This window comes from Winogradskyella sp. (assembly GCF_013213975.1).
Classification (GTDB): domain Bacteria; phylum Bacteroidota; class Bacteroidia; order Flavobacteriales; family Flavobacteriaceae; genus Winogradskyella.
This window is the reverse complement of sequence record NZ_JABSST010000032.1, coordinates 23,710-35,413: the sequence shown is the minus strand read 5'-3', so window position 1 is coordinate 35,413 and position 11,704 is coordinate 23,710. Positions and strand designations below refer to the sequence as shown.

Genomic DNA, 11,704 nt, shown 5'->3' with positions numbered 1-11,704 from the left:
TACTTGGTCAGATGCCTTAGGTATAGGTTCTGAAGGAGTTGTATTTACAAGAAATAATAACGCTGGTAATCTTCCAAATACAACCTTTAATATTGCTGATTGGACTTATGTTGATTGGACGGCATGTGCTGACAATGATTACTCAAATATTGGAACCTATGAATTCTCTAATGGGACACCTCCTGCAGTCACCTCAATAGTAAGTAATACAACGTCTTGCAATGAAATTACCATATCAGTATCTGCCACTGAAGGCACAGTTGGAGGTAACACTCTAGCCTATTATTGGTATGCTTTTGATCCGTCAAATGCAGGACTTGGATGGCAAGCTATCTCTAATGGAGGGATTTACACCACAACAACTAACTCACCAAATCTAATAATATCGGATGCAAATAGCGTATCAGATTTTCAGTTTTATTGTCAAGTAAGAGAAGATGATGCTACATGCTATACTGCTTCTAATGCTACTTCTATTATTATTAGCCAAGCGACATGGAATGGTACAAATTGGATATGGAATGATGGCACTGCAACAAACACCCTCCCAACTATTTCAACTAATATTGTCTTAGCAGCAAATTTTTCTACTGCTAACACTGGTTTACAACAAAGTTTTAGTGCTTGTAATTTAACACTTAATGACAATGTAACATTAACAATAAACAATGGACATTATGTTGAGATTGAAAATAATTTGGATGTAAACAATACAACAAGTGGTGGTATAAATATTGAACCACAAGGATCTTTTGTACAGATTAACGATAGTGGCGATGTTAATGCGGATATTGGTACTAATCTCCGTGTAAGCAAATTAACTGCTCCTTCAAATAACTGGTATGAATATACCTATTGGAGTTCGCCAGTATTTGAAGAAACACCTGCAGTAGGTCTTGCCGCATCTAATCCCAATCGGCGTTTTCATTATAATGCACAATATTATCGTGATTCTACTTTTGAAAATAATAATGACGATACTACATCCGAAGGCGCAGGAATTGATGATGTAGATGATCAAGCACCTTATGACTGGGGGAACATTTCAACGACCTACCTTATTCCTGGTGTTGGCTATGCCTCAACACATGACCCGATAGTATTTGGAAGTACGCCAAATTGCCCTGGACCAGCATGTCGCATTCGATATACGTTTAGTGGCCTCTTTAACAATGGTATTATTACTGTTCCTTTATATAGAAACGATTCAGAAACTGACGATAATAACTGGAATCTCATTGGAAATCCTTATCCATCTGCTATTGATGCTGATGTGTTTTTAAACACTAACATGGGCGTAATTGACCAATCAATCCCAGAACCTAACCCAATAGTGGAAGGAGCAATTTATCTTTGGTCTCAAAATACAGCACCAAATAACACTAGCAATGGTAATGAAAACATAAATTTCTCTCAGTCAGACTACGCTATTATTAATGGTACGGGTCAAACTGCTGCTCAAAATAATGGTGGTGATTCAACCATTCCAACGAGACATATTCCTTCTGGTCAAGCATTCTTTATTGTAATGGATGATGCAGCAACATCAACTCAAGTATTACCTTCACCGGTATCTGGAGAAGATATTCAAACTGCAAATGTTATTTTTAATAACGCAATGCGTGTCACGGGAAATAATAATCAATTTTTTAGAACAAGTAGCCCTAAAGATAAACTTTGGATTAATCTCACTACAGACAATGGAGCATTTAGTCAAATACTAGTCGGATATTTAGAAAACGCAACAAATGACTATGATGGAATGTACTTTGATGCTCTTAAAAATGGCTCTGTAGAATCTAATACTTCAATTTATACTAGAATAGATGGTATAGAGAAAGCGTTTGCAATTCAAGGAAAAAGTCTGACTAGCTTATCTATGGATGAAATAATTCCCTTAGGCTTCAATACTTACATTAGTGCACCTACAATTTATACTCTTTCCATTGCGCAGGTTGAAGGTACCTTTATGAATGAAAATGAAATATTTGTCGTTGACAAACTTTTGAATACCATACACAATTTAAAAGCATCTGATTATGCTTTCACATCAGATCCTGGGACCTTCGAAGATCGTTTTGACATCGTGTTTAGAGCAGATGCTTTATCTATCGATGATAGCATTTTTGACGCTAACGCGCTTATAATTACTGAGCTTTCTGAAAAAGAAGTCCAAATAAAAGTTGGTGCAAACCATACCATTTCCAATGTTGAAATTTTAGATGTCTTGGGAAGACTAATTTATAGTTTTAATGGGAACAGTTCAATTGAGGTTTACGATATCTCAAAACTAAGTAAGGCTGCATACATTGCTAAGGTTACACTTTCCAACGGACAAACTATCAGTAAAAAAGCAATAAAGAGACTCTAACTAAACTAGTCTTAAATAAAATCAGACACCTCATCTAAACGGATGAGGTGGTTTTTTTTTAAAAACTATATTTTAAAGCTAATATTAAGTTACGTCCAGGAGCTGAAATCCCAGAAGAGTAAGGTCTGTATCTTTGATCTGTTATATTTTCTAAGGATGCTGTTAAGCTCAGCTTTTCATTAAAACTATACTGAGATCTTAAATTAAAAGTATACCATGAGGGTGAATAAGGATTACCATTTTTATCCGAAGCATATAAATAATCTTTTGAAAGTTCTGAAGGCGCCAATTGATTAAAAGATAACTCATTATTAAACTCCAAGAATGCATTAAGAAGGAGTTTATCCTTTTCCCAAATCAAATGGGTTCTTCCAAAATTTGGTGCAACATGTCTAACCGGCACCTCAATCCCATTGACATCCTCGGTTCCCCCAATGATATTGTATTGAGAACGCATTTTAAGGAACTCAGAAAAATTAACCTCTAACCCAACTTCAAATCCATATATCCACGCTTTTGAGGCATTTTGAATGGCTTGAATATTACTTACTTCGCCATCATAAATGATCTCAGTCTGACCATTTAATTCAAAATCTCTACGAATTAACGCATTGTCTAAAAATGTATAATAGGTAGCTAAATCAAGTACTACTTTGCTATCAAAATTCAATCTAAGCCCTAATTCACCACCATAGGCATATTCTGCTTTTAGGTCGTTATTTGGAACTACAACAGATCCTGGTTCAGAATCAAACACTTTCCCTATATCGTCTATATTAGGTGCTCTAAAGGCGGTTGAAGCATTAAGTTTCCATTGAATCATCTCACTTGGTATCCAAGTTAATCCAGCTGTACCTGTTAAGGCACCTGTATTGATTTTGGTCTCATTAAACGGTAGGTTTAAAAATACGTTATTCTCTGTAAAATCAGCATTAGCAAAAACCTGATTAAATCTTAGACCTGATTGAAAAACAAACTTCGAATTGGGTTTATATTTTAAACTTGTGTAGGCCGCCAAAGATTGCCAAGTTGCACCATTAGGATATCGTGTTACATTTTGAGCAATGGTATTAGCCTCAATATTTTCCTCTTGACCTTCAGAGCCTACTTTATTATATAAATATTCGAGACCATAAAAGAATGTGGTTTTAGAGCTTAAACGTTTTTCTAAATCTAAATTAAAAGAAAGCACATCAACATGTTCTGCTCGTACTTCTCTCAACGGAGATTGAAAATCTCTATCTGCTCTGCTTTCTTTAAAATTCTGATAAGCAATAGTTGTCTGAATCTTATTATACAAATTGGAACTACTGCTGGTTTTAGTAATCTGAAAATTACTCATAAACCATTGCTGTGGACCATATTCCCATTCAGCAGATCTCAAGGTCTCATCTTGAGGCCTTATTAATCTATCGTATCTTGGAATATCGGATGTTGTTGTGAAATACAACCCTAAATCAAACTGTAGATTATCAGATGGTTCATAACGCACTTTTTGCATTAAATTTAACTGACTATATGCTGTAGGTATCTGCACCTGTGGCTCAGAGTTAGTAACAATGAGATCTTCACCATTTTGTCTAACAACATACTCTGGTCTCAAATAATCATCCGGGCCATGACTTCCCATTCTTAAATCATCAAAATCTGTAAAACTTACATTTGTTAGAAACGCCCATTTTTTCAATCCGAAGTTAAGATCGAAATGCCCCGTTTTTTCATGATTTGTACTAGCATATCTTGTTAGGACGCTTCCCTTAAATAATAAATTCTCTCTATAAGATAATTGAGGTTTTTTAGTATAAAAACTCATTACGCCCCCAATAGCATCACTACCATAAACCACAGATCCAGAACCTAGAGTTACTTCTGTATTTTGAATAGACAAAGGGTCTATAGAAATAACATTTTGAAGATTACCACCTCTAAAAATAGCGTTATTCATCCTTACACCATCTACTGTAATGAGTAATCTGTTTGTTGAAAATCCTCTTATCATTGGACTTCCACCACCTAATTGACTTTTCTGAATAAATACATTTCCCGTATTATTCAATAAATCCGCACTTGTCTGAGGGTTGGCTAAGGCGATTTCTTTAGCATTGATACTAACTATAGATTGTGGTATGTCTCTTTTGCTCTGTTCAAACTTTGAGACTGAAATAACAATCTGCTTCAGCCCCTCTACTTTTGGAGTTAAGTAAATCCTAAACTCTAAATCAGCTATTTCAACCTTTCTTAATTGTAATTTTTGATAGAGTAAATTTTGAAAATAAATGATTTCTCGATCATTAAAGCTGTCCAGCTTTGCTTGACCATTAATGTCTGTTACAACATATTTAGTTTTTTTTAGATTATATAAGGCTATGCCGGGAATAGGATCATCACTTTCCTTTTCTAATACAGTTATAGTCTGGGTATAGGTGAACTGTATAAATAGAAATAAGAGAATTGTAAAGACAATATTACACTTCGCTCTAATTTGCATCTTCATTAAAATCGCTTCATAAAAAATAGCTTAATGAAAAACATCATTAAGCACTTGTAATGATTTTGGCTTTTTAAAACCATCCAAATGTAATTCAAAATAATGCAATAACATATTTAAAAAGTCTTGTCTTTGACTTGCATTAATTTTTATAGTTTTTAAAGCATCAAAATTTATGCCCAATAGGTCCTTTAATATTGTTAAATTTTTTCCTGACACAGAATAAATGCTGGTTTCAGTGGTTTCAAATACTCCAGATTGAAGATTAAAATAAGATTGATTTTGCCCTAAATTTGTTGGTTGAAATCCTACATATCTGGTTAGTTTTAATAAAAAAAGAAGATGGAAATTGGCAAAATTTTCTTCATTGTCAAGATATTGTAAAGCTGTTTCTATAAAATGATACAAATCTTCATTCTTATCTTCCTCCTTAAAAACACTTGACAGTACCTCTGCTAAAAAAAGTACAATGGCACTTTTATAAATATTAGAATGAAGACTTTTATAAATATAGTTTGACTTTACTTCTTTTATTGAATGAAGTTCAGAATTAGGTCTATAGTTTTCTTCAATTTGAATTTGAGATAACGGCTGGAAGTAGACAACCTTACTCTGGCGCTTTTTTGATTTCAAAATCCCTCTTAAAATATAGCTTACTACACCTCGATTTTGTGTATAACATTTTACAATGAGATCGTAATCTTTATATTTAATTTTTGAAAGGACAATACCATTATTCTTTGCAAGCATAATTTATCGAACGATCAAGACCTTAAGTACCTTCGTCTCAAATGAATCTAAATCTGAAATCATAATGAGGTAAACCCCAGATCTTACGACTTGATTTGCCAAATTTTTACCGTTCCAAATTGCAGTTCCTCCGTCAATTGCAAAATTATAATTTGAATTAGAAGATCGTAAATTTACATTTGATTGAGCTTCGGTAACCAAATTACCTTCTACATCAGTAATTTTAATATTAACACGTTCTGTTAAGCCACTTACTTTTATTCCTTTATTAATATCATTTAAATCATTATATCCTAACAAATCATATTCTGGTCTAACGGGATTTGGATATACAAATGCATTTTCTAACGTTTCTTCAGGCTTAGATCCACCTGCTCTAAAGGATAACATTCCTTTAATTGTGGCAATGTAAACAATTCCATTATTTGGATCAATAGAAATATCATTAATGCGATTGGAGGGCAATGGTGAATTTTCAGCTGTAAAATGATAAATCGTGTTTTGTCCATCAGGTGAAAAATAAAAAACCCCAGAATCAACCGTTCCCACCCATTTATTATTAGAACCATCTGCTTCTATATCAGAAATTGTTTGACCTTCTAATAATTCTTTAGGTATACCATCTTCCAATATTATAATTGAACTGAGCGTTGGATTTGGATCATCAAAAAATCCTGAAGTATTAAATAAAACTCTTAGGCCATTAAATGTCCCTACCCACAATTGATTTCTACTATCAACCTCTAAGGAAGTCACCCTTGGAAAAGGTAAGTTTTGTTCTTCTGACGTAATATTCTTTAATGGATCTGGTCCTATATTTTCATTAAAAGCGTATAATCCATTGGAATAACCTCCAATCCACTTAGTGCCATTATTATCAACAGCAATATCAAAAAAGCCAAACTCATCACTAAAGGCGTCTTCTATAATAGCAGAAAAATCATAGCCTTGCCAATTTCCTGTACTTGGATCATACGATTTTAAAGGATTAGGGGCACGCGCAGATAAGGACCACAACACCCCTTCTCTATCAAAAGTAGATGCAGTTACTCTAATGCTTACAGCATTTGGATTGCTCGGTGAAATCAATGACTCTAATCCACTATTATCTTGATTGTAAAGAATGGTTGATTCAAAATTATTAACTTCTAAAATACCATCAACACAAGAACTGATAAAAACTTGACTTGGATTAAACGGATTAAAAGAAATTTCAGATAAATTCCTAGCTCCAAGGACACTGTCAAAAGGTATATTTCGCCATTCTTGATCTTCATCAAGATAATAGCTATAGCCCCTGCTTCTTAAAGGAAATGGATTGAAAGACTCAGAATAATCGCCAAATGTTGCATATACAATTTCAGACTCTGCGCTAACCCTAAAAATCTCATTAAATAAAGGACCGTTAGGCTTTATTTCATCAAACAAACTGTTGTTATTGATATTTGCCCTTAATACCCCAAAATCAGTAGTTCCAATGTAGACAAAACCATCTATAATGGTGGCCGATGAAAAATCAGTATCATACTCAACAGTTGGAAAAAACATATTGAGCAGCTGAAAATTACTATCAAATACCAAGACCTCATCGCTAGAAGAATAGACAATCTGATCTTGATTAACTTCACTATCAATTGGCCTGCTGTCTAATTGCAGAATAAAATTCCAGGAATTGTCACTGTCAATTTCATAAATGCGTCGGTCCCCTCTAACGGTATAAACATTTTCATTTAGCGTATTAATTACAAAATAATTACCAGGTAAAACTTGATCCCATTGCTGAAAATCGACAAGATTTGGATTGTCTAAACTTGCAGATTTAATACCGTTATTACTTTTACAAGCAGCAAAAATTCTATTGTTTAATACTGTTGTTTGAGCTACAATAATTTGACTACCTCCATTACCTAAAAAAAATGTATCCCCAAACTCCAATCGCTCCAAATCATAAACTGAAATTCCATAGTCTGTTGAAACATAAACTAAACCCTCATATTCAAAAAAATGATTAATACGCTTATTGGCAGGAGTTATGTTATCCTTTTCTAGAATATCCACAACAGTTAAGACTGATTCATCTGTCTCAGAATAAATTTCAATTAATCCTGTATTATATCCAATAATCAAATATTGAAATAATTGACTGTAGTAAATGGTTGAGATTTCTTGACCAGATAGCCCTTCTACAGTTGTAATAGTTTTCATTTCTTGCGTTACAACATCATATTCGAATATTGCATTTTGTGCTGCTGCAAAGGTTTTATTTGGACCATGAACCACATCTACTATATTGTTGTAAGAATAATGCGATTGCCATAAAGTTGAAAAATCCTGACTGTAGCATAATGCATTAATTGACAGCCAAATCAGTAATAAAACCTTTAAGATTTTGTTCATCTTTAAAATTAGTTTGCTCAAATATATTAATACTAACGGACAACATTTGGTTTATGATATAAGAAGTCACAAAAAAAGCTCCTATTATAAAATAGAAGCTTTTAGTATTATTGAGAAATATCCTTTAGACTACTCCCTGAGCTAACATTGCATCGGCCACTTTTACAAAACCAGCAATATTTGCTCCTCTGATATAATCAATTGAGCCGTCTTCATTTTTACCATATTCAACACAAGAATTATGGATGTTTGTCATTATTTCTTTAAGCCTTTCATCGACTTCCTGTCTTGTCCAACTTAAACGCAATGAATTCTGACTCATTTCAAGGCCTGAAGTAGCTACACCACCAGCATTTGACGCTTTGCCTGGTGCAAATAAAATTTTTGATTTTTGGAATTCATGAATAGCTTCAGGTGTAGAAGGCATATTTGCACCTTCAGAAACACATATACATCCATTGTCGATTAACATTTTTGCCTCATTACCATTTAATTCGTTCTGAGTTGCGCACGGAAGTGCTATATCACATTTAACAGACCATGGTCTTTGCCCTTCAACGTATGTCGCATTTGGATATTTATCGACATATTCACTGATTCGTCCTCGCTTAACATTTTTAAGTTCCATGACAAACGCTAATTTTTCCGAATCGATACCTTCCTCGTCAAAAATATAACCTCCTGAATCAGATAAAGTTAAAACTTTAGCACCTAATTCTATTGCCTTTTCAGCCGCGTACTGTGCGACATTTCCAGAACCTGAGATTACCACCTGTTTACCTTCAAAAGAGTCATCTTTAGTTTCTAACATGTTTTGGGCAAAGTACACATTTCCATAGCCAGTTGCTTCAGGTCTAATTAAAGAACCACCCCACGATTGACCTTTACCAGTTAATACACCTGTAAAGGTATTATTGAGCTTTTTATACATCCCAAACATAAAACCAATCTCTCTAGCACCAACACCAATATCACCAGCAGGTACATCCGTATTATGTCCTATATGCCTGTATAATTCAGTCATAAACGCATGGCAAAAACGCATAATTTCATTATCTGACTTTCCTTTTGGATCAAAATCAGAACCTCCTTTACCACCACCCATAGGAAGCGTAGTTAAAGAATTTTTAAATACTTGTTCAAATGCTAAGAATTTCAAAATACTTGCATTAACCGTTGGATGGAATCTTAACCCACCTTTGTAAGGGCCAATCGCAGAATTCATTTGAACTCGATAACCTCTATTAACTTGTATCTCACCAGAATCATCAACCCAACTTACTCTGAAGGAAATTAGTCTTTCTGGCTCAACCATTCTTAATAAAATATTTTTACCATGGTAGATGTCATGTTCTACGATATAAGGGATCACAGTTTCTGCAACTTCTTGTACAGCTTGCAGAAATTCTGGTTCATGACCATTTCGCTGTTTTACCTCGTCTAAGAAAGCTTGAATTTTATCTTGCATATAGAAATTTGTTAATAAATTGTCGTTTACAGTGGGCAAAGATACATTATCTGTAAAAATATCTGCTTATTTTTTTATATTCTCAATAATTTTTGAAAAATCATAAATGCAGTAAAATTCTTCACGACAACAAGAAATGTGCGTTTTATCCGTTTTATTTGGTATTTCATCGAGTTTTTATATATTTGTTCGATGACATATTAATCTTATATCATAAATGGTCTCATACTTAAAAAAAATAATCTTTTTGTTTGTATTATTCTTGTCCTTACAAACAACAAAGGCCCAATTAGGCTTTTCGCACGAAATCGGCGCATTTGTTGGGGCGGTGGCATTTCAGTCAGATTTTGGTGTAAGAAGTGATTTTGAAACAAACGCAGGTAATACTGGCGTAGCTCTAGGTATAGTCCACTATATTAATTTTGCCTATCGTGCAGATTGTAACTGTTACTCTACTAACACATATTTTAATGATCATTTTAAATTAAGAAGTGAAATATCTTGGAATAAAACAACTCTCAACCATTTCGGTAAATGGGTGGACGATGCGCTTACTAGTGAAAACGCTGATAGATTAAGACGTCATTCAGGTGAAGCTGAGAATTTTGATATTGGTATGCAGTTAGAATATTTTCCACGAAGTGTAAGAGCCTTCTCTGCAGGTGTCTATTCTTTTGCACCATTTATTGCAGCAGGAGTGCACTTTGTTTCATTTAACCCTTCAGTAACCACAAGTTACGGCGATAACAGCATACTTAATAATGACAATTTCTACAGTTATTGGGATGATGTATCGGGAGGCGATCCTTTTATAAGTGCAGAATCAGGGTCTACTTGGTCTGTTGTTACAAGTGTAGGAACTAGGTACAAGCTCAGTATATTATCTGACTTATTTGTTGAACTTAGATGGCAATACTACTTCGATGATTTTGTAGATGGTCTAAATCATAAACTCGATTCCAACAAAGCTAATGATTGGAATTTATGGCTCAACTTTGGATATATCTACTATTTAGATTAAAAATCTAATGCCTGTTCCAAATCTTCGATTAAGTCTTCCTTATCTTCAATACCTACACTCAATCTTATAAGGGAATCGACTATTCCTAAGCTTTCACGATCTTTTTTAGGAATACTACCATGAGTCATACTGGCCGGATGACCCACTAAGGACTCTACTCCACCTAACGATTCTGCCAAAGTAAAAACTCTCAAGTTCTCTAAAACCTTAATGGCAGTCTCATAGGTCTCACTAATTAATGTAAACGATACCATACCACCATAATCTTTCATCTGAGACTTTGCTACGGTATGGTTTGGATGGTTATCGAAACCTGGCCAATACACATCTTTAACATTAGAATGAGATGCTAAATACTTCGCAATGGCAGCACCATTTTCACAGTGTCTTTGCATCCTTACTGCAAGTGTTTTTATACCTCTTAATACCAAAAAAGCGTCTTGCGGTCCACAAATTGCACCACTCGCATTTTGTATAAAATACAGTTGTTTTGCGAGCTCTTCATCATTTACTACCAGAGCACCCATAATAACATCGCTATGACCACCAAGGTATTTTGTAGCCGAATGCATTACAATATCAGCACCTAAATCTAGTGGTGTCTGCAAATAGGGCGTAGCGAAGGTATTATCTATTGCAAACAAAATACTGTGTTTTTTAGCGATGTCTGCTATAACCTCAATGTCAATAATGTTCATCATTGGATTTGTTGGTGTTTCAATCCAAATCAATTTTGTTTTGGAAGTCACGTAGTTTTCAATACTCATTGCTTCTTCCATATTTACGAAATGAAACTTTATTCCAAAATCCTTGTAAATATTCGTAAATAATCGGTAGGTGCCACCATATAAGTCGCTGGTAGAAATAACCTCATCATAAGGTTTAAGTAATTTTAGAACGGCATCAATAGCTGCTAATCCTGACCCAAAAGCCAATCCAAATTTACCGTTTTCTAAGCTTGCAAAAGCACTCTCCAATGCATGCCTTGTCGGGTTATGGGTTCTAGAATACGCATAACCTTTATGCTTTCCAGGTTGTGCTTGCGCATAAGTTGATGTCTGATAAATAGGCGGCATCACTGAGCTAAAAGCCTTATCTGGTTTTTGGCCACCATGAATGGCCTTGGTATTAAATTTCATGAGATTCTCTTTTTACAACAAAGTTAATTGATAATTCGTTGTATTAACTTCTATGCCATACCTTTAAACC

At 34.3% G+C, this 11,704-nt stretch carries 7 protein-coding genes; 2 read left to right on the top strand and 5 right to left on the bottom strand.

The window, feature by feature from the left end:
- The coding region (locus tag HRU49_RS06570; protein WP_296355387.1) for a T9SS type A sorting domain-containing protein at positions 1 to 2,371 on the top strand (2,371 nt) is incomplete at its 5' end.
- A 58-nt stretch (positions 2,372 to 2,429) separates the two neighbouring features.
- Here the strand turns inward: HRU49_RS06570 and HRU49_RS06565 are convergent.
- The 4 genes from HRU49_RS06565 to gdhA all read right to left on the bottom strand — a co-directional run bounded on the left by HRU49_RS06565 (position 2,430) and on the right by gdhA (position 9,474).
- On the bottom strand, positions 2,430 to 4,865 hold the full coding sequence (locus tag HRU49_RS06565; protein ID WP_296355385.1) for a TonB-dependent receptor: 2,436 nt from the start codon (positions 4,863 to 4,865) through the stop codon (positions 2,430 to 2,432).
- A 24-nt stretch (positions 4,866 to 4,889) separates the two neighbouring features.
- On the bottom strand, positions 4,890 to 5,609 hold the full coding sequence (gene recO, locus HRU49_RS06560) for a DNA repair protein RecO (protein ID WP_296355383.1): 720 nt from the start codon (positions 5,607 to 5,609) through the stop codon (positions 4,890 to 4,892).
- Positions 5,610 to 5,612: 3 nt separating this feature from the next.
- Positions 5,613 to 8,006 (bottom strand): two-component regulator propeller domain-containing protein, encoded by a 2,394-nt coding sequence (locus HRU49_RS06555; RefSeq protein ID WP_296355381.1) that lies wholly within the window; start codon positions 8,004 to 8,006, stop codon positions 5,613 to 5,615.
- Positions 8,007 to 8,130: 124 nt separating this feature from the next.
- Positions 8,131 to 9,474 (bottom strand): NADP-specific glutamate dehydrogenase, encoded by a 1,344-nt coding sequence (gdhA, locus tag HRU49_RS06550; RefSeq protein WP_296355379.1) that lies wholly within the window; start codon positions 9,472 to 9,474, stop codon positions 8,131 to 8,133.
- A 217-nt stretch (positions 9,475 to 9,691) separates the two neighbouring features.
- Here gdhA and HRU49_RS06545 point away from each other — a divergent pair, with 217 nt between their 5' ends.
- Positions 9,692 to 10,495: a glutamate dehydrogenase gene (locus HRU49_RS06545; RefSeq protein WP_296355378.1), complete on the top strand. Its 804-nt coding sequence runs from the start codon at positions 9,692 to 9,694 to the stop codon at positions 10,493 to 10,495.
- Here HRU49_RS06545 and HRU49_RS06540 read toward each other — a convergent pair.
- A complete protein-coding gene (locus HRU49_RS06540; protein ID WP_296355376.1) occupies positions 10,492 to 11,634 on the bottom strand; it encodes a PLP-dependent aspartate aminotransferase family protein in 1,143 nt (380 codons plus the stop codon). The two genes, HRU49_RS06545 and HRU49_RS06540, sit on opposite strands and share 4 nt — an antisense overlap.
- Positions 11,635 to 11,704: the final 70 nt, after the last annotated feature.